We start from the raw sequence: 24,954 nt of genomic DNA, 5'->3' as shown, positions 1-24,954 counted from the left end.
CGGTTTGTCGACAGGTCGACTCGGCGACATCTCGACCCATGCGTCACAGCCGTCCCACCCGCCCGGGACGCCTCGCGAGCGTCTGCGGGAAGTCGGAATCGGTTCGTACCGTGAGTTCGTGGCCAAGCACTTCACCGACGAGACCGCCGAGTTGGCGATGCCCCGCATCGGCCGGCACGCCGCCCCCGACACCACCCCGGAGATGGAGCCGACCCAGCGCTTCGTCCCCGACTTCACCCCCGCCCGCCCCAGCCGCCCGGCCGTTCCGCCGCGGGACGTCCGCACCCGCTGAACCGGCTCAGGTCCGCGGGTCGAGGCGCTCCAACGCCTCGGTGAAGCTCGCATTCCACAGGCCCAGGTGCGGCCAGCGCGCCGCGACGTGCTCGGTCGCCTCCTGGGCCGACATGCCCTGGGTGCGCATCAGCCAGCCGCGCAGCACCAGGCCGGTGCGCGACGCCCCGCCGTGGCAGTGCACCAGCAGTCGGTGCCCTTCGGCGAGCAGCGCCTCCATGTCGTCCAGGACGTCGGCCAGCACCTCGTCCAGGCCCGGGTTGTGCTCGTTGTCCGCGATGTGGGCGATCCGGTGCACCGGGTGGGCGAACGGTGAGCCGAGCTTGCACAACGAGATGACGGCGAAGTCGTCGTCGCTCAGCCGTGCGCCGTCGAGGTTCGCCGCCCAGATGCCCGGCAGCACCTCGACCGGGCCGATCCGCGAGATGACGCCCGGGTCGTTGGGCACCCACTGCTTGCCGTCGAGCAGCGTCGCCAGCTCCTGCAGCTCCGACAGCCGCCACACCTGATCGCCGAACCCGGGCACCCGCCCGTGCACCGCCGACGCCCAGCGCATCGGGATGCCGCCCATCCCGAACACCGCGCCCGCCAGCGCGCCGGCGACGCAGGCCACCGTGTCGGTGTCGCCACCGAGGTCGATCGCCAGCCGCAGCACCTCGGCGAAGTCGCGTCCGTGGCGCAGCGCCCACACCGCCGCCCCGAGCGTCGGCCACACCGACCCGTCCACCTGCCCGGGCTCCCGGTCCGGAGCCAGCACGGCGGCCCAGCGGGAACGCTGTTCCGGCAGCACCAGCTCCAGGGCTGACGGAACAGCGGCCACGACGTCGCCGCCGTCCAGTGCGACCCGCAACAGCTCCGCGAACAGCACGCAGCCCTCGCCGGCCGCCGGGTCGCCGTGCGTCAGCGCCGAGAGCCGCCGTGCGGCATCCGCCGAGGCGGCGGCGCCGAACCGCGAGAACCAGATCGCTGCCGTCGTCGCCCGCATCAGCGAGCCGTTGCCGGCCGCCCGGCCGGTCGCCGCGTAGTGCTCGCCAGCGGCCGCCGACCACGGGCGACCGGACCGGAGCACCGCCGCCGTCTGCCGGCCGATGTCCGGAGGCGATGCCTCCGCCCAGCGCACGAACCGGTCGAAGACGTCGGCCTCGTCCAGCCCGTCGCGCTCCAGCAGCGCCCGGCCGACGAGCAGCGCCATCTGGGTGTCGTCGGTGAACTCGCCCGGTGCCTTGTCGTTCGGTCCGCCTCCGCACATCTCCGTCCGGGCTCCGCGGGCCGGTGCCGCGAAGCGAGCGGAGAACGCACCGGCCGGACCGAACTCGAACGGCGCTCCCAGGGCGTCGCCGACCGCCGAGCCGACCAGCGCACCCATCACCCGGTGCGAGCGGTGCATCGACGGCACGGCGACTCCAAGACGGCCAACAGGGGAGGGGAGCCGATCATCACCCACCGCTCTGCCACGCTGGCGGAGTGCCTCCCGTCCGCAGCTCCGGCGTCCTCCTGTACCGCCGCACCGACGCCGGCGTCGAGGTGCTGCTCGGGCACATGGGTGGGCCGTTCTGGGCGAAGAAGGACGACGGCGCGTGGTCGATCCCCAAGGGCGAGCACGACCCGGACGAGGACGCCGAAGCCGCCGCGCGCCGCGAGTTCGCCGAGGAGCTGGGCGCGTCGGCACCCACGGACCTGCAACCCCTGGGCGAGGTGCGAGGCCGCAAGCTGCTCGCCGTCTGGGCGGGGGAGGGCGACCTGGACGCCGGCGCGATCACCAGCAACACCTTCGAGATCGAGTGGCCGCCGCGGTCGGGCCGGATGCAGAGCTTCCCCGAGATCGACCGGGCCGCCTGGTTCGACCTCGACACCGCCCGCAGCAAGATCGTCAAGGCGCAGCTGCCCTTCCTCGACCGGCTGGCCGCCTCCCTCGCGGACGCCTGAGCGACGATGGAGCCGACGTCCGACCCGAGGAGCCGAGCATGCCCGCCCCTGGTACCCCGCTGGAGAAGCTCGGCTTCCTGACCATCGGCCTCTTCGACCGCGACGACCCGCGCGCCGGCCACGAGACGACGCTCGACGTCATCGCCCTCGGCGAGCAGCTCGGCTTCGACAGCGCCTACCTCCGGCACCGCCACCTCCAGTACGGCATCTCCTCGCCGATCGCCGTCCTCGGCGCCGCCACCCAGCGCACCTCCCGCATCGAGCTGGGCACCGCCGTCATCCCGCTCGGCTGGGAGAACCCGCTGCGGCTGGCCGAGGACCTCGCCACCGTCGACCTGCTCTCCGGCGGCCGGCTCAACCCCGGGGTGAGCGTCGGCCCGCCGATGCGCTGGGACGCCGTCAAGGAATCGCTGTACCCGGACACCGCCGACGCCGAGGACTTCAGCTACGAGCGGGTCGAGCGGCTGCTGCGGTTCGTCGGTGGCGAGCAGGCCGGCACCGTCCGCGGCCGCGAGGGCATCGAGGAGTGGTCCGACCGGGTCGAGCCGCACTCACCCGGCCTGCGGCAGCGCCTCTGGTACGGCGGCGGCAGCACCCGGTCGGCGACGTGGGCCGGCGAGCACGGCATGAACTTCCTGACCAGCAGCGTGGTCAGCGCGGAGAACGACTCGGTCGACTTCGCCGAGATCCAGGCCGCGCAGGTCCGTGCCTTCCGCGCGGCCTCGCCGGCGGGGGAGGCGGCCCGCGTCTCGCAGGGCCTCGTCGTCATCCCCACCGACTCGGCCACCGACGGGCAGCGCGCGAAGTACGCCGCCTACGTCGAGTCGCGCCTGCCGCGGGTCGGCACCCCGCAGGGGCCCGGCCGGCTGCTGTTCGCCCCCGATCTGCTCGGCACCTCCGAGCAGATCGCCGAGCAGCTCTACGCGCACGCGGGCTTCCGCGAGGTGCGCGAGGTGGTCTTCGCGCTGCCGTTCAGCTTCGAGCACGAGGACTACGCGCAGATCCTCACCGACATCGCCACCCGCCTCGGCCCCGCGCTCGGCTGGGCCCCCGCCGGCCAGTGACTCTGACCACGGGAGGCCCGCCCGGGCGCTGAGAACGTCACTCCGGTGGGTAGTAATGAAGCGTGCGAGCACTGGAACGGGTCAAGAACCGGGCCCGAGCGACCGACGTACGCAAGGTGAGCCGCTCCGACGCGCCCGAGGTGGCGACCATCCGCGTGATGGCGCGGACGCTGGCCACCTTCTACGCGTTCGGCGGCACGGCCGGGCTGCTCATCTCCTCCAGCGCCGAGTCCGGCTTCCGCACCGGGGTGCTCTTCCTGCTCTCGGGGATGGCGCTGGTCGCCGCGGCCGTCGTCGCCACCTTCGGTTCCGAGTGGCCCCGCGAGTTCTTCCACGTCGCCGTCGGCGCCGCGACCGGGCTGATCACCACCGCCACCCTCGCCGCCCCCGACCACACCACCTCGCTCGCCGCCGCGATGCTCATCGCGTTCGTGGTCGTCGACGCGCACTTCTTCTTCGCCGGCCGCCAGGCGTTCGTGCACCTGGCCGTTGCCGTCCTCGGTGTCACCGTCGCTCTGCTGCTCAGCGGCCTCGCGCTCGGGGTGGTCCTCGGCCTGGATCTCGTGCTGGTCGGGATCGGCCTGGTCATCCAGCGGCTCGTCGTGCTGGCCTCCAGCGCCAGCCGCGACCCGCTCACCGGCCTGAGCAACCGCCGAGGCTTCGACCAGGCGCTCGACGAGCTCATGTCCGAGGCCGGCCGCACCCGCGGGGCGCTCTCGGCCGTGCTCATCGACGTCGACCACTTCAAGGCGGTCAACGACACCCACGGTCACGAGGCGGGCGACCGCGTGCTGTGCCGGGTGGCCGACGTCTGGCGGCGCGAGCTCCCCGACGGCGCGTTCCTCGCCCGGCACGGAGGCGACGAGTTCTCGCTGCTCCTCCCCGGGGTGCCCGGACGGGAGGCCCTCGCCGAGGTGCGGCGGATCTGCTCGCTGCACCCCGACATCTCACTGTCCTGCGGCGTGGCCCAGTACCGCTTCGGCGACAGCGCCTCGCAGCTGATGCGCACCGCCGACCGCGCCCTCTACGACGCCAAGATCCTCGGGCGCGGGCGGGCGGAGCTCTTCGGCGGCGGCGTGGCCCGCACCAGCTCCTCGCTGCGGACCCACCTGCGCTGACCCCCGCCGGTCACGGCCTCCCGGCGTGCGGGACGGCGACGTCCGTGGACACCAGCACCGCCTCGCGCACCGGCGCCCGCGTGTGCTCGTAGAAATCCGGGGCGCAGCACATCAGCAGCGTCCGGCCGTCGTCTCCGCCGAGCGCGCAGGCGAACACGCCCATGTCCTCCGGTGCGGTGATCTCCTCGACGATCCCGCCGCCGGGAGCCACCCGCAGCACTCGTGAGCCGAACCCGTCGGCCACCCAGATGTGGCCCTCGGCGTCCAGGGTGCACCCGTCGGGGGCGACGACGACCTGGCCCAGCAGCTGCTCGATCGAGTCGCCCACCGGCTCCTCGCCGAAGGCGCCCCACACCCGGCGGTTGCCCAGCGACCCGTCGGTGGCGATGTCGAACGCGGTGAAGCGGTTGCCCCACGTCTCGCCGACGATCAGCGTGCCGCCGTCCGGGGTGATCACCGACCCGTTCGGGAAGCGCAGCCCCTCGGCGGTGACGGTGACCGTGCCGTCGGGGTCCACCCGCTTCACCGACGCCGGGGCGGGGGCGCCGCCGCCCATCAGGTCGAAGCCGAAGTCGCCCACGAACGCCCGACCCGCGGCGTCGACCACCATGTCGTTGAGGTGCCCGCCGCAGTGCTCGGACAGGTCGGCGTGCGTGGTCACCTCGCCGTCGGTCACGCGCAGCAGCCGGTGGTCCTTCATCGAGACGACGAGCAGCGACCCGTCCGGGAGCCAGCCCAGGCCCGAGGGCTGGTTCTCGACCTCGAGGACCACGGTCTCGCCGCCCCCGGGTTCCACCCGGCTGACCGTGTGCCGGTAGAAGTCCGACGCCCACCACGCGCCGTCGTGCCACCGCGGCCCCTCGAAGTACGAACCACCCTCGAGCACCGTCCGGAACTCTCGCTCAGCCATGAGCGGACCGTACGGCTACAGGTAGCCGCCGGCACTGCTTGCGCGGCTGACGGTCCCGGCACGCTCCTCGCGCAGCGCGTAGAGCTCGGCGAGCGTGAGCGGCCGGTCCGGCGCGGTGGCCCCCGCGCCGAGCCAGCTCTGCGCCTCCGCGCGAGACAGCGGTTCGAACTCCACCTGGCTCAGGCAGCGGCCGGGCCGGGTGATCGCGGGGTGCAGCAGCCCGACGTCCTCGTTCGTCGTCAGCAGGACCAGCACCTTGAGCCCGTGTCCGAGGATGCCGTCGCACAGGTTCAGCAGCCGGCCCAGCGAGGCGCCGGCGCGCAGCTTGGCGTCCGAGCGCAGGTACTCGTCGCAGTCCTCGGCGACCACGAGCCGCCAGCGGGCGCCGTCCCCGTGCAGGTCGTCCTGGTCCGCCCCGGCGACGTCCAGCAGGTACGCCGGCTCGCCGAACAACCGCTCGGGGTCCATCACGTAGTGCACACCGCACCAGTCGGCCCACTCCCGGCTCAGCGCCCGCACCGCGGTCGTCTTCCCGGTGCCGGGTGCGCCGTGCCAGAGGATCAGCCGCCCCGCCCGGCCAGTCATGTCCGTCGTCGTCATGAGCGAGGCCAGTGACTCCCGGGTGCGCCCGCCGTAGTTGCCCGCCACCTCCCCCCAATGTGGAGCGGTCACCTGGCGGGAGGACCGGTCGCCGGACCCGTCGCTGAACGACCAGAACCCCATGCGCACCTGGCCGTCCGGGGCGATCGTGACCTCCTCCGCCCGGGCGACGAGCTGCGCGACCAGTCGCTCGACCACGGGCAGCTCGGTACCGACCACGTCGATCGAGGTCACCCGGCTCTCGACGCTGATCCGCAGGAGTGCGCCCGGCACCGAGAGAACGACGGTGCGGTCGTTGCGGTCCTTCTGGTCCAGCCGGAGGACGGCCTCCTCCGGGGCGATGCCGCACGGGTCGTCGACCGCTCCCGGCACGCTCCCCTTCCGGTAGTAGGGCATGGAGCCGTCCCACTGGGGCTGCAGGAGCATGCCGGTGCTCACCTCGTCGAGGCGGTCGAGCCACATCGAGGCGTTCAGCGGTTCGCCGGCGGTCAGCCGGACGACGGGATCGGTCACGGATCTCCCATGTTCGGGGCGTTGCTCGCTAGGCACGGTAGGGGCAGGTGCCGACAGCCGGGAAACGGATATCGGCGCCGCGTGCGAGCATCGCGCGGTGGCTCGCCTGCTGATCGCCAACCGCGGCGAGATCGCCGTCCGCATCGCCCGCGCCGCGGCCGCCGAGGGGTTGGTCTCGGTCGCCATCACCGCAGCCGACGAGCCCGACGCCCCGCACCTCTCCGCTGCGGACGAGAGCTACCTCCTCCCCGGCCGCGGGCCGGCCGCCTACCTCGACGCGGCGGCGGTCGCGCGGGCCGCCGCGGACACTGGCTGCACCCTGGTCCACCCCGGTTACGGGTTCCTCTCCGAGACCCCCGAGCTGAGCGAGGCCTGTGCCGACGCCGGCATCACCGTCGTGGGCCCGGGAGCCGCCGCGCTCGCCACCCTCGGCGACAAGGTGCTCGCCCGGCAGGCGGCCGAGGTCGCCGGCGTCCCGGTCCTGCGCACCGCCGACGGCGACGTCGCGGGCGTCACCGCGCTGCTGGAGGAGACCGGCGCGGTCATGCTCAAGGCCCGGTTCGGTGGAGGCGGTCGGGCCACGCACATCCTCCGGCGCGGGGACGACGTCGCGGCCGCTGTCGAGCAGCTGGGCACCGCCGCCCGGGTCGCCTTCGGCAGCGAGGCCCTCCTGGCCGAGGAGCTGATCGAGCGGGCCCGGCACATCGAGGTGCAGGTGCTCGGCGACGGTCGGCACGTGACCGCCCTCGGCGACCGGGACTGCTCGCTGCAGCGCAACCGGCAGAAGATCGTCGAGATCGCACCCGCCCCGGACCTGCCGGACGACGTCCGCGCCCGGCTGGCCGAGGCCGCGGTCGCCGTCGTCGGCCCGGAGTTCTCCGGGCTCGGCACCGTGGAGTTCCTCGTCCCCGCGGACGCGCCACACCGGTTCGCCTTCCTGGAGTGCAACCCGCGGCTGCAGGTCGAGCACACGGTCACCGAGGAGACGCTCGGCCTGGACCTCGTGCGGCTGCAGCTGCGCGTCGCCGCGGGCGCCACGCTGGCCGAGGTGGACCTCGACCCCGTGCCGGTCGGGTTCGCCGTGCAGGCGCGGATCAACGCCGAGACCGTCACCGCGGGCGGCGTCGTCCCCAGCGCGGGCACGATCACCACGCTGGCGCTGCCCGGCGGCCCCGGGGTGCGGGTCGACACCGCCGCCCGCCCCGGCGCCGAGCAGAGCCCGCGCTACGACCCGCTGCTGGCCAAGGTCGTCGTCCACGAGCGGTCCGGCGGCCTCGACGCCGCCCTGGCGCACCTGCACCGGGCGCTGGGCGAGGTGCAGGTCGGGGGCGTCGCCACCAACACCGGCTTCCTGCGTGCCCTGCTCCGGCACCCGGAGATCACCCGGGCCACCACCACGTTCGTCGACGACCACCTGGCCGAGCTGGCGGGAGAGACCCCGCTCCACCCGCAGGACGGCGACGGGCTGCGCGCACCGGTCCCCGGCACGGTCGTCGCCGTCGAGGCGCGGGCCGGGACGACGGTCCGGCCCGGGGGAGCGGTCGTGGTGCTCGAGGCGATGAAGATGGAGCACGTCGTCGCACTGCCCGCCGGCGGCACCGTGCTCCGGCTCGCCGTGCAGGTGGGCGACACCGTCGCGCAGGGGCAGCTGCTGGCCGACGTCGCGCACGCCTCCGGGGGCACCGAGCAGGAGGCCGCCCAGCTCGACCTGGACGCCGACCGGCCCGACCTCGCCGAGGTGCGCCGCCGGCACGAGATCGGGCTGGACGAGTTCCGCCCCGAGGCGGTCGCCAAGCGGCACGCCCAGGGCCGGCGCACAGCCCGGGAGAACCTCGCCGGCCTCGTCGACGAGGGGAGCTTCCTCGAGTACGGGCCGCTGGTCTTCGCCGCGCAGGAGCGCCGCCGCAGCAGGGAGGAGCTGCAGGAGCGCACCCCGGCCGACGGCGTGGTCGGCGGGCTAGCCGACATCGACGGCGGGGCGACCGTCGTCGTCTCCTACGACTACACCGTGCTCGCCGGCACCCAGGGCATGCGCGGCCACCTGAAGAAGGACCGCCTCTTCGAGCTGGCCGAGAAGCGCCGCCTGCCCGTCGTCCTCTTCGCCGAGGGCGGGGGAGGGCGGCCCGGCGACGTCGACCACCCGGTCGTCTCCGCGCTCGACACCGCCGCCTTCACGCTGTTCGGCCGGCTCTCCGGTCTCGTGCCCACCGTCGGCATCGCCAGTGGCCGCTGCTTCGCCGGCAACGCGGCCCTGCTCGGCACCTGCGACGTCGTCATCGCCACCGAGGACGCGAACATCGGCATGGGTGGCCCGGCGATGATCGAGGGTGGCGGGCTCGGCGTCGTCAAGCCGGAGGAGATCGGGCCGATCGACGTCCAGCACGCCAACGGCGTCGTCGACCTCCGGGTGGCCGACGACGCCGCCGCCGTCGCCGCGGCCAGGAAGTACCTCTCCTACTTCCAGGGCCCGGTCGCCGACTGGGCCGCCCCCGACCAGCGCGCGCTGCGGCACCTGGTGCCCGAGAACCGCAAGCGCGTCTACGACATGCGCGCGGTGCTGCGGGCCCTGTTCGACGAGGACTCGGTGCTCGAGCTCCGCGACGGCTGGGGTGCCGGCATGATCACCGCGCTGGCCCGCGTCGAGGGCGCGCCGGTCGGCGTGATCGCGAACGTCCCCACCCACCTCGGCGGCGCGATCGACTCCGACGCCGCGGACAAGGCCGCCCGCTTCCTCCAGCTCTGCGACGCCCACGGGCTGCCGGTCGTCTCGCTGTGCGACACCCCCGGCTTCATGGTCGGCGTCGAGTCGGAGAAGACCGCGACCGTGCGGCACTTCTCCCGGTTGTTCGTCATCGGCGCGAACCTGTCGGTGCCGATCGGGACCGTCGTCGTCCGCAAGGCCTACGGCCTCGGCGCGCAGGCGATGGCCGGCGGCAGCACCAAGGTGCCGCGCTTCACCGTCGGCTGGCCCACCAGCGAGTTCGGCCCGATGGGCCTCGAGGGGGCGGTGCGGCTCGGTATGAAGCGCGAGCTCGCCGCCATCGAGGACGACGAGGAGCGCGAGGCGGCGTTCCAAGCGGCGGTGGCCCACTCCTACGAGAACGGGCGCGGGCTGAACGTGGCCGCGCACTGGGAGATCGACGACGTCATCGACCCCGTCGACACCCGCCGCTGGATCAGCACGCTGACCCGCGAGGTGGCCGAGAACCCGCGGCCGGCAGGGCGGGCGCGCCCGCACGTCGACACCTGGTGACGCCGCCCGACCGGGTGGAGAAGCCGGGCACGTGGTTGGCGGCCCGTTCGTCAGGGCAGGAGAGGGTCCGACGATCGAAGGAGGAAGACCATGGCAGGCATGTTCAGGAAGCTGATCGCTTCGGGGATCGCGGCGAAGGTGGTCCAGGAGGCCCGCAAGCCCGAGAACCAGGCGAAGATCAAGAAGGCCATCGCGGACTTCCAGAAGAGCCGCAGCGGCAAGACCGGCCGTCGCTGACCTCAGCGCACGACGGCGCCCCCTCTCCTCGGCCGAGGAGAGGGGGCGTCCTCGTTCACCAGGTCACGTGGTTGGACTCGCGTCCACCTGCCCGGACCCAGTGATCAGGTCCGTCGCCGGAGTAGCACTGGTTCTGGGTGAAGGCGTTGCCGGCTCCGTCGGTGGTCATGGTGAAGGTGAAGAACCCGCCGGGGTCGGCGCTGTCGTGGCAGGTGACGGTCACCGCCGCCCCGGGTGAGAAGCCGCTGAGCGACACCGCGTACCGGTAGCCCGCAGGCGCGCCCGGTCCGCGCCCCAGGGAGACCACCGGATTCGCGGCCGGAGGCGGAGGAGGCGGCGCTGCCGCGGACCAGGCGACGTGGTTGGACTCGCGTCCACCTGCCCGGACCCAGTGATCGGGTCCGTCGCCGGAGTAGCACTGGTTCTGGGTGAAGGCGTTGCCGGCTCCGTCGGTGGTCATGGTGAAGGTGAAGAACCCGCCGGGGTCGGCGCTGTCGTGGCAGGTGACGGTCACCGCCGCCCCGGGCGAGAAGCCGCTGAGCGACACCGCGTACCGGTAGCCCGCAGGGGCGGACGGTCCCTGCGCCAGGGAGACCACCGGATTCCTGCTCGGTGGGGCGGGCGGAGGCGGAGCGGGCGGGGGCGGGGCTGCGCCGGTCCCACCAGAAGCGGCCCACGAGACGTGGTTCGATTCCCGTCCGCCGGCGACCACCCAGTGGTCCGGTCCGTCTCCCGAATAGCACCGGTTCGACGCGGCGGCTTCGCCCGCGGCGTCGGTCGCCAGGGTGAAGGTCAGGAAACCCCCGGGGTCCGCGCTGTCGCGGCAGGACACCTGGACTGTCGTCCCGGGGGCGAAACCGGCCAGCCGGACGTCGTAGTAGGAGCCCTGCGGAGCCGCTCCGCCGCGCGACAACCGAACCTCGCTCACGGGAGCTGCTGCCGGGGGCGCCGCGCCGGATGGTGGCGTGCCCTGCTGCTCCTTGCGTCGCCGTTCCTCCTCGGCCTTCTGCCAGGCGTCTATCTCCTCCTGCGTCTCACCGGCGTGGCATGCCTCCTCGCCGGTGAACCAGCCGACGACGTCCAGCACGTCGCCGCACGCCAGCGGGTCGGTGGCCTTCTTCCCGCCCTGGTTCAGGGCCTCCTTCTTGAGTTCCTTGTAACCGTCCTTCGCCAGGCACTTCAGGGCGTTCGTCGGTGGGATCGAGCACTTGAGCAGCTCGATCACCGACAGCGACTCGAGGCGGGCCACCAGGTGGTCGCCGACCACGACCGCCGGTTCGAGCACCTGCCCCTCGGCTGCGTGGTGCAGGAGAACCGGTTCGGTGTCCTCGGGGAGGTCACCGATCGGCATCAGCACCATCACGAAGCCGTCCCACGCACCGTCGATGTGCACGTCGTATCCGTCCGGGAGCTCCCGTACGTGCGCGGCGGTGGGCTCCTGCACGGTGCCGGGCGGAACGATCAACGTCACGCCGTCGGGACCCTCGATGTAGGAACCCGCCGGAGTGACCGTGCCCTCGGCGAGCTCGGGTGACGGCGTGGTCGTGGGTGAACCAGGCAGGGGCGCGGCCGTGGCCAGAGGAGCGGGCGCCTCCTCCGTGTCCGCCGAGCAGCCCGCGGATACGACCAGAGCAGCGAGCAGCAGTACCGCGGCCCGGCGCGTGTGTGCCATGAGGGCTCCCTCGTCCCAGGTGTGCAGCACATCCAGGCCGCGGGCGCCCCGTCGTGTCAACCCTGGACCAGGACTTGCGCGGATGTGCGCCACCCTGCGTGCGCTTTCTGCGGACTGACGGTGGGACCAGTCACGCACCGGTGCCGTTCCGCGGCCGCTCGGCCGATAACCACTGCGGCGACGCTTCGGTGTCGCCGAGGCCGCTCGCCGGGCGGACCCACGCCCGCCGACGCAGGAGCCCGCCCCGTGCACCGACTCCGCCGGACCTCCCGCGCCGTCGCGGCCCTCGCCGTCGCCGCCGGACTCGCCTCGTCGACCGGCTGTGCCCCGCACGCCACCACGCCGCAGGCCGCGCCCACGACCAGGCCCGCGCCGCCGCCACCCCCGCCGACGTTCCCCTGGCCGCTCACCGGTGTGGAGACCACCCAGCCGGTCGAGCGCCCGGCGCTGGCGGTGAAGATCGAGAACTCGCCCGAGTCCCGCCCGCAGTCCGGCCTCAACTCGGCCGACCTCGTGTGGGAAGAGGTCGTCGAGGGCGGCATCACCCGCTTCGTCGCCGTCTTCCACTCCACGCTGCCGCCGGAGATCGGGCCGATCCGCTCGGTCCGGCCGATGGACGCCGCGATCGCCGCCCCCTTGCACGGCCTGTTCGCCTTCTCCGGCGGCCAGCGACCGTTCGTGGAGGCGGTCGAGGACGCCGGCCTGCAGGTGGTCAGCCACGACGGCGGCGCGGGGGGCTTCTACCGGATCGACGGGCGCAGCGCGCCGCACAACGTGTACGCGAACCCCGCCGACTTCCTGGCCCAGGCCGACCCCGCGCACACCAGCGACCCGATCGAGCAGTTCAGCATGGCCAGCTCGGCCGACCAGCCGAGCGCGCTCGGCACCGGGACACCGGCCGGCGCGCTGCGGCTGGAGCTCTCCGGCATGAGTGCACCGAGCTGGCAATGGGACCCCACCCTGCAGGTGTGGTTGCGCAGCGAGGGCAACGCCCCGGCGATGCAGGCCGACGGGCAGACGCTCAAGGCCACGAACGTCGTCGTGCTGCGGGTCGACATCGCGAACACGCGGTACACCGACCCCGCCGGGAACCCCGTGCCCGAGACCGACATGGTGGGCGGGGGAGAGGCGCTCGTCGCCAGCGCCGGACACACGCTGCCGGCCCGCTGGTCCAAGGGCTCCGACAGCGACCGCGTGGTCCTCACCGACCTCCACGGCACGCCGATCCTGCTCGCCGCAGGCACCACCTGGATCGAGCTCGTGCCCACCCGCAGCGGTTCGGTCACCGTCGGATGAGACGCGCGCGGCCGCCCCGGTCGCGCACCGCGGGACCGCACGCGGGACGGCGGCAGGACTAGCGTCGCGCGCGCTCGAGACGGCCCGCACACCGCGGACCCAGCGGCTCGCGGAGGCGGCCATGCGGTACCCGGCCAACCACGTGCTCGGCGCGCAGCGCAACGGCGTCAACCACGTGTCCATGAACATCGGCACCGTGCCGCCCGGGGGTCCGGTGCGCGGCACGCACTACCCGACCTACCCCGACGCGCTCCTCGACTGGTACGACTCGGCCGGGGCGAACCCGATGGGGATGACGTCGGTGCGCGTGATGTTCACCTGGGAGGCGGTGCAGGCGACCGCGGGCGGGCCCGTCCCGCCACCGGGGGCGAACTACGCCAACTACTGGACCGACCTGATGGGCGTGGTCACCCGCTGCCGGGCCCGGGGGATGGTCGTCGTCCTCGCGCCCTGGCAGTACAACCCGGCGTCGGGGAACACCGACATCGTCTACCAGGGCCAGGCGATCGCACCCGCGACGTTCGCCGACTTCTGGGCGCGCTTCGCCACCGCGGTCAACGCGGCCACGGGCAACGACGAGCGCGTCGCCTACGACCTGATCAACGAGCCGCACACCGACCAGGAGAGCGGCCTGCCCGGCGACATCGGCATCAGCCTGGACGACTGGTTCACCTGCGCCCAGGCAGCGATCACCGCTATCCGCACCGCCGGGCACGTCAACACCATCCTGGTGCCCGGAATGACGTGGACGTCGGCTCAGGCGTTCACCACCAACGGCAGCGCGGTGAAGTGGGCGGCGCTCAACGACCCGCTGCGCAACCTCGGCGTCACCGTGCACTGCTACTCGGGTGTGGAGGGAGCCGGCGCCGCGAGCCCGACCGTCCTCCCCGACGCGTGCACCGCTCTCGTCGCCTGGGCCCGCAGCGCCGGCGCGAAGGTGCACGTCGGCGAGATCGCCATCGACGCCGGCGACAACGGGCTCCCGCCCTTCGGCAGCACCTTCGCCTTCGCGCAGACCCAGTGGGCCAACTGGCAGCAGTTCTGCCTGGCCAACGACGACGTCCTCGTCGGCTGGAACTGGTGGGGCAACTCCGCCGCCGGTTGGTGGAACGCCGGCGACTCGAAGAACCCGCAGGGCTACCACTGGGGACTGACCCTCGACGAGGGCGCCACCCGCACCGTCTACGCGAACCTGGTCGCGAGCTCCGTCCGCACTCCGCGGCTGGCCCTGCACGACAACCCCGCCGACCCGGGGAACGGGGAGAACAAGACGACGACGGTGGCCTGGGAGAGCCCCGACATCTGGGTGCGGCAGAACCCCGACGGGGGTCTGGCCACCGAGCCGGTGCAGGGTGCCCGGCCCTGCACGGTCTACGTCCGCGTCACCAACCGCGGGAGCGGCACCTGGCCGGGGACCGGCACCGACGTCGTCACCCTGCGGTGGGCCAAGGCCTCGGCGGGGCTCTCCTGGCCGGCGCCCTGGGACGGGTCGAACCCGGCCCTCGGCGGAACCATCGCCGCGGGGGTCGCTTTCGGAGCGCCGATCGCCCCGGGGGCCTCGACGGTCCTCGCGATCCCGTGGAACTCCCCGCCGGACCCGCTGGCCCATCCCGACAAGGACGGCCACTTCTGCCTGCTCGCCGCCGTGATCAAGCCCGGGCAGCCCTGGTACGACGGGTTCACCGGCACGAACCTCAACACGAACATCCTGCGGATGAGCCACGTCGCCTCGCGCAACATCCACGTGGACCCGGCCGGGCGGAACGCCTTCCATCACCTCGTCGTCGCCAACCCGCACGGCTGGGCCGAGGAGGTCGAGATCGGCTTCGAGCCGCTGGACCGGTGGCGGGAGCTGGTGGACCCCTTCGACGGTCGGCTGTTCCTCGTCCCGCACCGCGAGCTGCGCGGGCGGCTCGGCCGGCTGGAGAACCTGGTGGACGCCGGCCACGGGCGGCTCGCGGTGCTGGAGCCCGCGCGGGGGATCCGGGGGCTGGTGCTCGAACCGGGGGAGCGGCTCTCGCTCGCGGTGGAGTGGGAGAGCGAGCGCACGCCCGCGCTCCGGACGGTGCAGTACGCCGTCGAGGAGGGGCGGCGGGTGCCGGCCGGCGGGCAGACGTTCGTGCTGGGCGAGGTCGAGGGCTGGACGACCGAGGACCGCGCCGCCCTGGTCTGACTCGTCGGCGACCCCCGCATCCGGTAGACCGTCGGCATGACCCGTATCGCCGTCCTGGACGACTACCAGTCGATCGCCGCCGAGTTCTGCGACTGGTCCCGGGTGCCGGGAGAGGTGGAGGTCGTCGCGTTCACCGAGCACCTCGGGGACGAGGACGCGGTCGCCGCGGCGCTGCAGGGCTTCCAGGTCGTCGTCGCCATGCGGGAGCGCACGGAGTTCCGCCGCAGCCTGCTCGAGCGGCTGCCGGACCTGCGGCTGCTGGTCACCACCGGCATGCGCAACAAGTCCATCGACGTGGCGGCCGCGGCCGAGCACGGCATCACCGTGTGCGGGACGGGGTCGAACGCCACGGCCACCGTCGAGCTGGCCTGGGCGCTGATCCTGGCGGCGGTGCGACACATCCCGGCCGAGGACGCCGCCGTGCGCGCCGGGGGGTGGCAGCAGACCATCGGCACCGACCTCGCCGGCGCGCGGCTCGGGGTCGTCGGCCTGGGCCGGCTCGGCAGCCGGGTGGCCGCGATCGGGCAGGCGTTCGGGATGGACGTCGTCGCGTGGAGCCAGAACCTCACCGACGGGCGGGCTGCCGAGGTGGGAGTGCGGCGGGTCGAGCGGGACGAGCTGTTCGCGACCGCCGACGTCATCACCATCCACCTGTTGCTGTCGAAGCGGACCCGCGGGCTGATCGGTGCCGACGACCTCGCCCTGATGAAGCACACCGCGGTGCTGGTCAACACCAGTCGCGGACCGATCGTGCAGCAGCAGCCGCTGCTCGACGCGCTGACCGACGGCCGCATCGGCGGGGCGGCGCTCGACGTCTACGACTCCGAGCCGCTGCCGGCCGACTCCCCGCTGCGGACCGCGCCGCGGACCGTGCTCACCCCGCATCTGGGCTACGTCACCCGCGGCACCTACGGGGTGTTCTACGGCGAGGCGGTGGACGACGTCGCCGCCTGGGTCGCCGGCAGCCCCGTCCGAGTCATCGCCGATTGACGCAGCCGCTGCACGGTGCTGGACCGTGGCGGGTCGTCACACCTGCCCCGCCTGCCCCATCCGTCCCATGCGAACCATCATGTATCGAAACTATGGACTTCTGTAACCATGTTCGTCAGGGTGTGACCTGTCCGACACGCGAGGTCATCGGGGACCTTGTGAGTGGTCATCGTGAGGAGATGGTTCTCATGCGCATCAAGAACATGCTCGGCGCCGCTGCGGCGGTCACTGCCGCCCTGGTGGCGACGGTGCCGGCGACGGCGCAGGCGGCCGAGACGAGCTGCGTCAACGGCACGTCCACCGGTCACTACCAGTACATCGGTGGAAACGGTGGCGCCTACGTCAACGACAACACGGCGTGGCGCTTCCGCGCGCAGCAGATGACGCAGACCGGCGTCTTCTACGTGGGCGTCTTCTCCGGTGACAACGCCACCGGCTTCATCGCCCAGCGCAGCAACGACCCCGACGCCTCGGTCGGCTGGGTCGGCTGGTGGAGCAGCGGCAACATCCCCTCGCTGGCCAACAGCGAGAAGGTCACCAACTACGGGGCCGGTCAGAACTTCTACTACGACCGCTCGTGCACGCGCGTCTGACGATGGGAACCAGAACCACGAACGGTGCCAGGGCGGCCACGTGCCGCCCTGGCACCACCCGTCGCGCCCTGGTCCTCCTGGCCGCCGCGCTCACCGTGGCCGGGTGCACGTCCGGAGAAGAAGCTGACCCGCCCTCCGCCTCGTCCGGGGACACGGCGCAGTACGACTACTCGCCCGCCGGCTTCCAGGAGTGCCTGGACGACCGAGGCGTCCGGTACCGCCAGGGCGACGACGGCAGCCTGACCCTGGTCGACCAGACCGATCCGGAGGCCCAGGGTGCCGCCGACGAGTGCCAGCGTCTGACCACGCGCCCGGTCGCCGACGGTGAGTCCGCCCGCATCAACCGCATCTCCCAGGCGATCATCGACTGCCTGGGTGACAGGGACTACCACGTCACCGGCGAGACCAGCGGGCACTTCGTCGACGGGACACCGTCGCTCGGCTACTCCGTCCCGCAGGCCGAGCAGGAGTCCCCGTCGTTCAAGGACGACCTGAACGACTGCACGCGCCTCGCGGAGCAGGCCAACCCCGAGAAGTGACGCGCAGCCGGCCGGCCCGAGCAGGAGGACCCACGATGACCAGGACGCCCACCGGGTTCCCGGGCCGGTTGCTGTGCGCCACCGGCCTGCTGCTGGGCGTCCTGGTCGCCGGCTGCTCCGCCGACGGCGGTGACCCCGGGCCGGGCGCGGCGGCGGCCCGTGCCTCCTTCGGAGGGTGGACAGCGGCCGAGGTCTCCGACGTCACCGAGGTGGCGCCGTACGACGGCACGGTCGTCGCCCGTACCGCGTCGGGGCTGTCCTCGTCGGCCTCCGGCACCATCACCCGGGGGGCGGCGGTCGGCGACACGTTGACCCCCGGGCAGCTGTGGCTGCACGTCGACGAGAAGCCGGTCACGGTGATGCCCGGTGCCATCCCGATGTACCGCGACCTGCTCGCGCCCGCGCCCGGCCAGCCCCCGCTGAAGGGCGAGGACGTCCGTCAGCTCCAGCAGTTCCTCGCCGGGACGGGCGACTTCACCGGGGCGGTGAACGGCACCTTCGGGGACTCCCTGGGACGGGCGGCCGCCCGCTGGCGGAACCATCACGGGATGGGGAGCACCCCGGGCTTCGCCCGCGCGGAGCTGTCCTTCCTGGACGGTCCCGGACCCTGGACCGTGACCGAGGTGACGGCCGACGTCGGCGAGGGGTTCAGCGGCGGCGAGGTGCTCACCGTCAGCTCCGGAGACCTGGCGGTCACCGTGGAACTGGACCGGACCCCGCCGGAGGGGGCCGTGTACGTCCTCGTCCCCGTCGCAGGGGACGACGACGCGGAGGTACCGCTCACGCCGACGGGATCGGCCACGCTCACGGCGGAGAACAAGTACGCCCTCCAGCTGGTGCCGCCCGCCGGCCAGGGCGGGCTCGCCCCGGGCACGTCGGTCATCGTCGAGCAGCGGGTCGTCCTCGCCACCGGCTCGGTGACCGTCCCGGTCGCCGCGATCCGGGTCGACGCCGCCGGCCAGACCTACGTCGAGTGCCGCGAGCCCGGTGCCGCGCCGCAGCGTTGCCCGGTCTCGCTCGGTCCCACCGACGGGACCGAGGTCGCGGTGACCGACGGGCTCTCCGCCGGCACCGAGGTGGCGACCACGCCGTGAACGGCGCACCCGACGAGGCACTGGTCGAGCTGGATGCCGTGACGGTCCGCTACCGCGACGAGGCCATCCTCGAGGGGGTCACCCACAGCGTCCACCGCGGCGACTACGTCACCGTCACCGGCAGGTCGGGGGCGGGGAAGAGCACGCTGCTCAACGTCATCGCCGGGACCGTCTTCCCGTCGGCCGGCACGGTGCGCGTCTGCGGCCACGACCTCGGTCGGAGTGGTCCCCGCACACAGGCCCACCGGTATGCGATCGGCTACCTGTTCCAGTCCGCGCACCTCGTCTCCTGGATGTCGGTCGCCGAGAACGTGCTGCTCGGTATGCGGTACCAACGGGTCGACCGGGCCGAGGGTCGTCGCCGCACCGGTGAGGCGCTCGAGGCCGTAGGCCTGGCGCACCGGATGGACCACCGCCCGACACAGCTGTCCGGCGGTGAGCGGCAGCGGGCGGCACTGGCTCGGGCCATCGCCCGTGACCCCCAGGTCATCCTGGCCGACGAGCCGACCGGGAACCTCGACGCTGCGACCGGGTCCAGCATCATCGAGCTCATCGAGAGCCTCAGCGCAGGCCGCTGCCTCATCGTGGTCACCCACGACGAGGCCCTCGCCGCGCGCGGGACCAGGCGCTGGACCGTGGGCGAGCTCGGGGTCCACGAGCTCACCCGGACCGCTCCGTGACCGAGGCGCTGCGCTCGCTCCTGGCCCGCCCTCGCGTGCTGGTCACCGGCGTCGCCATGGTCGTCGTCGCGGTGACGGCCATGACCCTCATCCCCAGCCTGACCCACTCGGCGGGAGCCAAGCTGCTGGCCGACCTCGACGCGCTGGGATCCGACGCCTGGCTGGTCGAGCCGCAACCCGCGCCGGACGGGCTGCCGGGTCGACTCCCCGACGGGGCCCTCGCGCGCGCTGCCGGTCTGCCCCAGGTGTCCGCCGCGCTGAGGGAGGTCACCACGGAGGTCCCGGTGCGGCCCAATGCGCAGGAGCTCTCCGACAGCGGTGTGCACGTGATCGGCCTGGACGCGTCGGGGAAGTCCTCGCCCTACCCCGTGCTCTCCGGCACCGCCCGCCCGGTGCCTGGGCTGCCGTTCGCGGTCCTCGGCGAGCGGGCCGCCGAGGAGCTGGGCGTCCTCGACCTGCCGGCGACGGTCGTCGCCGGTGGTCGCCGCTTCGTCGCCACCGGCGTGATCGCCGGGGACCCGTTGCTGCCGGAGCTGGCCGACGCGCTCGTCGTCGACGCCGACACTGCGCTGGCGCTGGCCGGCGCCACCGCCTCCGATCGCCTGGTGATCCGGACCGCCGCCGCGCTCGACGCTGCCGGGATCCGCCGCTCGATCGATCCGCTCGCCCACAGCGCTCTGGCGGTCAGCCAGCCCCAGGCGCTGGTGACGGCCAAGCAGCAGTCGACGTCGACCCTCGACGGGCTCGCCGTCTACGCGAGCGTGGCGGCGTTCGTCATCGCCGGGCTCGGGATCGCGATCATGCTCGCCGCCGCCGTCCGGCAGCGGACCGCCGAGATCGCCATCCGGCGTGTCCACGGCGCCCCGCGCCGCGCCGTCTTCGGTCTCGTGGCGGCGGAGGGGCTCGGGCTCGGGGTCCTCGGGGGAGCCCTCGGCATCGTGGTGAGCGCCGTGGCGATGTATGCGGTCGCCGCCGTCAACCACTGGCCGGTCCAGCCGCAGTTCGCGCTGTTCGCCGCCGCCATGGGCGCGGCGATCGTGATGTGCGAGCTCGCCGCGGCGGTTCCCGCATGGCTGGCGGTACGCATCGAACCGGCGACCGCCTTCGCCGTCGAGTGAGCCGGTCGGTCCCGGTGCCCGACGGCCGCCCGCCCCTGAGGGCGCCGACTACACGAGGAAGCGGTAGGCGGTCGTGCCGGGCGCCACGTGCTGGATCCGCAGTGGGCTCGCCTCGATCCTCTGCAGCAGCTCCGGCAGCCCGTCGGCGGAGCCCAGCTCGATGCCGGTGAGCGCCGCACCGGTCTCGCGGTTGTCGCGCTTCACGTACTCGAACAGCACGATGTCGTCGTCCGGGCCGAGCACCTCGTCCAGGAACCGGCGCAACGCCCCGGGCTCCTGCGGGAACTCCACCAGGAAGTAGTGCTTGAGCCCCCGGTGCACCAGCGAGCGCTCGACCACCTCGGCGTACCGGCTCACGTCGTTGTTGCCGCCCGAGAGCAGGCACACCACGGTCTGCCCGGGCCGCACGCCCACCAGCCCGCCGCTGAGAGCCGAGGTGGCCAGCGCCCCCGCGGGCTCGGCGATGACACCGTCGGCCTGGTACAGGTCCAGCATCTCGGTGCAGATCTGGCCCTCGGGGACCGCGACCAGCTCCGCCCCCGCGTCGCGGACCAGCGGAAAGGTCACCGCGCCGGCCCGGCGCACCGCCGCGCCGTCGACGAACGTGTCCATCTCCGGCAGGTCCACCGGCTGACCGGCGGCCAGCGCAGCGGCCATGTTCGCCGCGCCCGCCGGCTCCACCCCGACCAGCCGGACCGAGGGCGCCACCGCCCGCAACCACGTCGCGCAGCCGGCCAGCAGCCCACCTCCGCCGACCGGCAGGACGACGACGTCGGGCTCCCGGCCCAGCTGCTCGAGGATCTCCACCGCCACGGTCGCCTGACCGGTGACGGTGGACAGCGCGTCGAAGGCGGGGACCAGCGTCGCGCCGGTGTCCGCCGCGTGGGCCGCGGCTGCCGCGGCCGCCTCGTCGTAGGAGTCGCCCACGACCACCAGCTGCACCATGTCACCGCCGAGCGCGGCGATGCGCTCCCGCTTCTGCCGCGGTGTCGTCCCCGGCACGAAGACGTGCCCGTGCACCTGCAGCGCCCGGCAGGCATAGGCCACGCCCTGCCCGTGGTTGCCGGCGCTGGCGCACACGACGCCGGCGGAGCGCTCGCCGGCCGACAGGCGGCTGATCGTGTTGTAGGCGCCGCGGATCTTGTACGACCGGCCGACCTGCAGGTCCTCCCGCTTGACCCACACGTCGGCGCCGGTCAGCGCCGAGAGCCGGGCGTTGCGCTGCAGTGGCGTCCGCTCGACCACGTCCGCCAGCCGGTCGACCGCCGCGCGCACCTCGGTGGGGAAGCTCTCCTCGGTCACCCGCTCATCGTGGTCGACGCCGCCGCCACCGCGAGCGGCGGGTCAGTCCGGCAGCAGCCGGAGGTGTGGCTGGGACTGCGCCTCGGAGGACAGGCGCTTCTCCAGCGTCACGCGGTGCCGGCCGTCCTCGGCCTTCACGAACTGCAGCCGGTCCACCAGCGCCTGCATGAGGATCAGCCCGCGGCCGTGGTCCTCCAGCGGCGAGCGGCTGGAGGCGTGCGAGTCCGGATCGAACTCGAAGCCCTGGCCGTCGTCGAGCACGCTGATCACGCACAGCTCGTCGGTGATCGCGACGTCGACCTGGTACTCCTCGTGCTCGCCGGCGTGGTCGATGACGTTGGCACAGGCCTCGGTCAGCGCCAGCACGATCTCCTCGATGCGCACCTCGGCGACGCCGAGGTGCTCGAGCGCCTGACGGAGCAGTCCACGCATCAGCGGAACGCTCTCGGCGTCAGCCGGCAACCGGACGCTGAACTCGATGTTCACGTCGGCTCACCCCCTCGGATCCTCGTGGCCTACCCTCGTCACGCACGTATCACGTAACCGAGGGAGGGAAACGGTGCTGTTCGACATCGCGCGGACGACGATCGCCGGCCGTCCTGCCCTCACGGTACGGGGTGAGCTGGACCTGGCCACGGCCCCTCGGCTCGCGGCCGCGGCGGAGCCCCTGCTGACCGGCTCGTCCGACCAGCTCGTCGTGGACCTCGGCCCCACGAAGTTCCTCGACTCCTCCGGCGCCCGCACCCTCATGGCTCTGGCCCGTCAGGCCCGCGAGTCCGGCGCCGAGCTGCACGTCCTCGTGCCCCTCGGCAACCGCCCCGTGCGGCTGCCCATCGACCTGCTCGACCTGGGTGCCGCGGTGCCGGTGGTCGCCTCGACCGCGGAGATCGGCACGGCTGTCGCCCGCAAGGACGCCGGCACGTAACGTCGCGGCGTGACCGCCCCCCGCGCCGACGAGGACGCCCTGCTCCGCTGCGCGGAGGAGCCGATCGCCATCCCCGGCGCGATCCAGCCGCACGGCGCGCTGCTCGCCGTCACCGAGCCCGACCTCGCCGTCGTCGTCGCCTCCGCCGACGCCGCGACGCTGCTCGGTCGGTCCGGGGGCACCCTGCTCGACTACCTGACCGATGACGACGCCGACCGGCTGCGCGCGGCGCTGGCGGGGGATCTCGCCGAGGCCAACCCGCTGCGCGTGCAGGTGGACGGCGCCGACGTCGACCTCGTCCTGCACCGGGCGGACGGTCTGCTGATCAGCGAGTGGGAGCCGGTCGCCGGCGCCGAGGAGGCCGGCGCGGCCTGGCACCGCCGCCTGCCCAGCGTGCTCCAGCGGCTCTCGGCCAGCGCCACCCTCGACGAGCTGACCGAGGTGCTGGCCCGCGACGTGCGCACCCTCACCGGCTTCGACCGCGTGATGGTCTACCGCTTCGACGAGGCCTGGAACGGCGAGGTGATCGCCGAGGACCGCCGCGAGGACCTCGAGCCCTTCCTCGGTCTCCGATACCCGGCCAGCGACATCCCCGCCCAGGCCCGTGCCCTCTACACGACCAACTGGATGCGGATCATCCCCGACGCCGGCTACCAGCGGGTGCCGCTCGACCCACCGGCCAACCCGCTCACCGGACGCCCGCTGGACCTCTCCGGCTCGATGCTGCGCAGCGTCTCGCCGGTGCACCTCGAGTACCTGGCCAACATGGGCGTGGTCTCCTCGATGTCGGTCTCGCTGATCGACCGCGGGAAGCTGTGGGGCCTCATCTCCTGCCACCACTACGCCGGCCCGCACCGCCCGTCCTACCCCGACCGCGTCGCCGCGGAGTTCCTCGGCCGGACCGCGTCGCTGCTGCTGCCCACCGTGGTGGGGGCGGGGGAGACCGACGGCCTGGTCGAGGTGGCCCGCCGCACCGCCGAGCTCACCGCGGCCGTCGGCCGCACCCCGCGCACCCCGCGCGCCCTGGCGACCGCGCTCACCGAGCAGGACCTCACCGTGCTCGACCTGCTGCCCGCCACCGGTGCCGCCGTCCGGCTGGACGGGCAGCTGCGACTGCTCGGGACCACCCCGCCCGCTGAGCGGGTCGTGCTGCTGGTCCGCGCCCTGCTCGACGCCGGTGCCGGGGCCACCGACTCCGCGTCCCGCCTGGTCCCGGAGGGCGAGGGCCTCGCCCACACCGCGAGCGGTGTCCTCGCCGTCCCCGTGGCTGGGGAGGACTTCCTCGCCTGGTTCCGCCCGGAGACGCTGCGGGAGGTCACGTGGGGCGGCAACCCGTACCAGTCGAAGACGGCGCAGACCGACGACGGCCCGCGGCTCAGCCCCCGCCGGTCGTTCGCCGCCTGGAGCGAGACGGTCCGGGAGACCTCGCGGCCGTGGCGCGAGCACGAGATCGCCGCCGCGCAGGCACTGGCCGGCCACCTGGCCGCCGCCACGCTCGCCCGGGCCGAGGAGGACAACCGCCTCGCCGGGGCACTGCAGCGCACGCTGCTCCTGGAGGAGCTGCCGAAGGTCCCGGGGGTGGCGCTCGCCGCCCGCTACCGGCCCAGCGAGGACGACGTCGTCGGCGGGGACTGGTACGACCTCGTGCCCCTGCCCAGCGGGCGGGTCTCCATCGTGCTGGGCGACGTCGCCGGCCACGGGCTGGCCGCCGCCGCGGTGACCGCCCAGCTCCGGCACGCGCTGCGGGCGAACCTGCTCCGCGCCGACGGTCCGGCCGCTGCCCTCGACGGGCTGAACGAGGTCATCGGCGCCCTGCTGCCCGGGGAGATGGCCACGGTCGTGATCGCCGAGCTCGACCCGGAGACCGGTGGCGTCGTCGTCGCCAGTGCCGGTCACCTCCCGGTGCTGCACGCCGGGTCCGGTGGCGCGGAGTACGTGATGGAGGGGCGCGGCCCGGCGCTCGGCGTCCTCGACGCGCCGTCCTACACCGAGACCCGGCTGGCCCTGGCCGGGGACGACCGGCTGCTGCTGTTCAGCGACGGCCTGGTCGAACGCTCGGTGGCAGGCCTGGCCGCCGGGCTGGACGCCCTCCGCCAGGCCGTCGACGCCGGCCCGGCCGACCCGCAGCAGCTGCTGGACTCGGTGCTGGGCGAGCTGAACCCGCCGAGCACCGACGACGTCACCGTCCTCGGGGTCGCCCGGACCTGAGGTCAGCCGCCGCGCTTGTGCACCTGCGCGTGCACCCACCCGGCCAGGCAGTACAGCGCCGCGTGCCCCTCGGCGGAGGCGTAGTCCTGCTCGAACCGGATCGCCTCGAGCATCTCGGTGCTGTCGACGTCGCCACCCCGGTAGAAGCGCTGCATGAGCTGGCCGGAGTCGGTCGCGCTCACGAAGATGCCGGCGATGCCGACGGCGACGTTGTCGGGGACGGTGAGGCTCACCGGGGCATGGGCCATCGACCCGCGCCGGTCCAGCAGTTGCTGGACCGCGGCGGCGATCTCCAGATCGCTGGCGGGTATCGAGGTTCGGCAGCTGATGCGCACGGTTGTCGGCTCCCGAGTCAGTTGTTCGTTGTCAGGTGAAACCTTCGGTCGTTCGGTGGGTGAACTGAAGCCGGGGCTCTCCTCCCTCCGATGAGACGGGTCACCCGCGCCGGAGGT

Annotated in this window: 23 protein-coding genes; 16 read left to right on the top strand and 7 right to left on the bottom strand. The window is 73.5% G+C overall.

The window, feature by feature from the left end:
* Positions 1-118 precede the first annotated feature (118 nt).
* Positions 119-292, top strand: a complete 174-nt coding sequence (locus tag DQ237_RS19580; RefSeq protein WP_166509467.1) for a hypothetical protein — start codon at positions 119-121, stop codon at positions 290-292.
* 6 nt (positions 293-298) lie between these two features.
* Here DQ237_RS19580 and DQ237_RS03380 read toward each other — a convergent pair whose 3' ends face one another.
* Positions 299-1,678 carry an ADP-ribosylglycohydrolase family protein gene (locus DQ237_RS03380; RefSeq protein WP_113797495.1) on the bottom strand — a complete coding sequence of 460 codons (1,380 nt, stop codon included), beginning with the start codon at positions 1,676-1,678 and terminating at the stop codon, positions 299-301.
* 77 nt (positions 1,679-1,755) lie between these two features.
* Here DQ237_RS03380 and DQ237_RS03375 point away from each other — a divergent pair, with 77 nt between their 5' ends.
* From DQ237_RS03375 to DQ237_RS03365, 3 genes are all read left to right on the top strand, one after another.
* Positions 1,756-2,217, top strand: a complete 462-nt coding sequence (locus DQ237_RS03375; RefSeq protein ID WP_113797031.1) for an NUDIX domain-containing protein — start codon at positions 1,756-1,758, stop codon at positions 2,215-2,217.
* Between the two features lie 38 nt (positions 2,218-2,255).
* Positions 2,256-3,281, top strand: coding sequence for an LLM class flavin-dependent oxidoreductase (locus tag DQ237_RS03370; protein WP_113797029.1), 1,026 nt, complete (start codon positions 2,256-2,258; stop codon positions 3,279-3,281).
* 62 nt (positions 3,282-3,343) lie between these two features.
* Positions 3,344-4,399 (top strand): diguanylate cyclase, encoded by a 1,056-nt coding sequence (locus tag DQ237_RS03365; RefSeq protein WP_113797028.1) that lies wholly within the window; start codon positions 3,344-3,346, stop codon positions 4,397-4,399.
* A 10-nt stretch (positions 4,400-4,409) separates the two neighbouring features.
* Here DQ237_RS03365 and DQ237_RS03360 read toward each other — a convergent pair whose 3' ends face one another.
* Together DQ237_RS03360 and DQ237_RS03355 are read right to left on the bottom strand one after the other, a co-directional pair.
* A complete protein-coding gene (locus tag DQ237_RS03360; protein WP_113797026.1) occupies positions 4,410-5,309 on the bottom strand; it encodes an SMP-30/gluconolactonase/LRE family protein in 900 nt (299 codons plus the stop codon).
* A gap of 15 nt (positions 5,310-5,324) precedes the next feature.
* Complete coding sequence (locus DQ237_RS03355; protein WP_240619365.1) at positions 5,325-6,422, bottom strand: DUF5925 domain-containing protein; 1,098 nt, start codon at positions 6,420-6,422, stop codon at positions 5,325-5,327.
* A gap of 97 nt (positions 6,423-6,519) precedes the next feature.
* Between DQ237_RS03355 and DQ237_RS03350 the strand changes: the two genes are divergently transcribed.
* The gene (locus DQ237_RS03350; RefSeq protein ID WP_113797024.1) at positions 6,520-9,675 is read left to right on the top strand and encodes a carboxyl transferase domain-containing protein; all 3,156 of its coding nucleotides are present in this window, start codon (positions 6,520-6,522) and stop codon (positions 9,673-9,675) included.
* A 90-nt stretch (positions 9,676-9,765) separates the two neighbouring features.
* Positions 9,766-9,912 carry a hypothetical protein gene (locus DQ237_RS19575; protein WP_166509466.1) on the top strand — a complete coding sequence of 49 codons (147 nt, stop codon included), beginning with the start codon at positions 9,766-9,768 and terminating at the stop codon, positions 9,910-9,912.
* Between the two features lie 55 nt (positions 9,913-9,967).
* Here DQ237_RS19575 and DQ237_RS03345 read toward each other — a convergent pair whose 3' ends face one another.
* Positions 9,968-11,584, bottom strand: coding sequence for a hypothetical protein (locus tag DQ237_RS03345; protein ID WP_147251727.1), 1,617 nt, complete (start codon positions 11,582-11,584; stop codon positions 9,968-9,970).
* Between the two features lie 246 nt (positions 11,585-11,830).
* On the opposite strand from DQ237_RS03345, the gene DQ237_RS03340 reads away from it, so the two are divergent.
* The 8 genes from DQ237_RS03340 to DQ237_RS03310 all read left to right on the top strand — a co-directional run bounded on the left by DQ237_RS03340 (position 11,831) and on the right by DQ237_RS03310 (position 20,067).
* A complete protein-coding gene (locus DQ237_RS03340) occupies positions 11,831-12,880 on the top strand; it encodes a DUF3048 domain-containing protein (protein WP_240619364.1) in 1,050 nt (349 codons plus the stop codon).
* 121 nt (positions 12,881-13,001) lie between these two features.
* Positions 13,002-15,053 (top strand): glycoside hydrolase family 5 protein, encoded by a 2,052-nt coding sequence (locus DQ237_RS03335; RefSeq protein WP_113797020.1) that lies wholly within the window; start codon positions 13,002-13,004, stop codon positions 15,051-15,053.
* Positions 15,054-15,089: 36 nt separating this feature from the next.
* Positions 15,090-16,043 carry a D-2-hydroxyacid dehydrogenase family protein gene (locus DQ237_RS03330; RefSeq protein WP_113797018.1) on the top strand — a complete coding sequence of 318 codons (954 nt, stop codon included), beginning with the start codon at positions 15,090-15,092 and terminating at the stop codon, positions 16,041-16,043.
* 188 nt (positions 16,044-16,231) lie between these two features.
* The gene (locus tag DQ237_RS03325) at positions 16,232-16,636 is read left to right on the top strand and encodes a hypothetical protein (protein ID WP_113797016.1); all 405 of its coding nucleotides are present in this window, start codon (positions 16,232-16,234) and stop codon (positions 16,634-16,636) included.
* A gap of 2 nt (positions 16,637-16,638) precedes the next feature.
* Positions 16,639-17,175, top strand: a complete 537-nt coding sequence (locus DQ237_RS03320) for a hypothetical protein (RefSeq protein ID WP_147251726.1) — start codon at positions 16,639-16,641, stop codon at positions 17,173-17,175.
* A 35-nt stretch (positions 17,176-17,210) separates the two neighbouring features.
* Positions 17,211-18,269 carry a hypothetical protein gene (locus tag DQ237_RS19570; RefSeq protein ID WP_166509465.1) on the top strand — a complete coding sequence of 353 codons (1,059 nt, stop codon included), beginning with the start codon at positions 17,211-17,213 and terminating at the stop codon, positions 18,267-18,269.
* Positions 18,266-18,949 carry an ABC transporter ATP-binding protein gene (locus tag DQ237_RS03315; RefSeq protein WP_166509464.1) on the top strand — a complete coding sequence of 228 codons (684 nt, stop codon included), beginning with the start codon at positions 18,266-18,268 and terminating at the stop codon, positions 18,947-18,949. Before DQ237_RS19570 ends, DQ237_RS03315 begins: the two co-directional genes overlap by 4 nt.
* Complete coding sequence (locus tag DQ237_RS03310; RefSeq protein WP_113797010.1) at positions 18,946-20,067, top strand: ABC transporter permease; 1,122 nt, start codon at positions 18,946-18,948, stop codon at positions 20,065-20,067. Before DQ237_RS03315 ends, DQ237_RS03310 begins: the two co-directional genes overlap by 4 nt.
* Positions 20,068-20,115: 48 nt before the next feature.
* On the opposite strand, the gene ilvA is transcribed toward DQ237_RS03310, so the two are convergent.
* The gene (gene ilvA, locus DQ237_RS03305; RefSeq protein WP_113797008.1) at positions 20,116-21,369 is read right to left on the bottom strand and encodes a threonine ammonia-lyase IlvA; all 1,254 of its coding nucleotides are present in this window, start codon (positions 21,367-21,369) and stop codon (positions 20,116-20,118) included.
* 42 nt (positions 21,370-21,411) lie between these two features.
* Positions 21,412-21,855: an ATP-binding protein gene (locus tag DQ237_RS03300; RefSeq protein WP_147251725.1), complete on the bottom strand. Its 444-nt coding sequence runs from the start codon at positions 21,853-21,855 to the stop codon at positions 21,412-21,414.
* A gap of 73 nt (positions 21,856-21,928) precedes the next feature.
* Between DQ237_RS03300 and DQ237_RS03295 the strand changes: the two genes are divergently transcribed.
* Together DQ237_RS03295 and DQ237_RS03290 are read left to right on the top strand one after the other, a co-directional pair.
* On the top strand, positions 21,929-22,294 hold the full coding sequence (locus tag DQ237_RS03295) for an STAS domain-containing protein (RefSeq protein ID WP_166509463.1): 366 nt from the start codon (positions 21,929-21,931) through the stop codon (positions 22,292-22,294).
* Between the two features lie 9 nt (positions 22,295-22,303).
* The gene (locus DQ237_RS03290; protein ID WP_113797002.1) at positions 22,304-24,502 is read left to right on the top strand and encodes a SpoIIE family protein phosphatase; all 2,199 of its coding nucleotides are present in this window, start codon (positions 22,304-22,306) and stop codon (positions 24,500-24,502) included.
* Between the two features lie 2 nt (positions 24,503-24,504).
* Here the strand turns inward: DQ237_RS03290 and DQ237_RS03285 are convergent, their stop codons facing one another.
* Complete coding sequence (locus DQ237_RS03285; RefSeq protein ID WP_113797000.1) at positions 24,505-24,837, bottom strand: hypothetical protein; 333 nt, start codon at positions 24,835-24,837, stop codon at positions 24,505-24,507.
* Positions 24,838-24,954 lie beyond the last annotated feature (117 nt).

The sequence above is a fragment of the Blastococcus sp. TF02-8 genome, from assembly GCF_003319175.1.
Taxonomy (GTDB): domain Bacteria; phylum Actinomycetota; class Actinomycetes; order Mycobacteriales; family Geodermatophilaceae; genus Blastococcus.
This window is presented reverse-complemented; position numbering and strand designations above follow the sequence as displayed.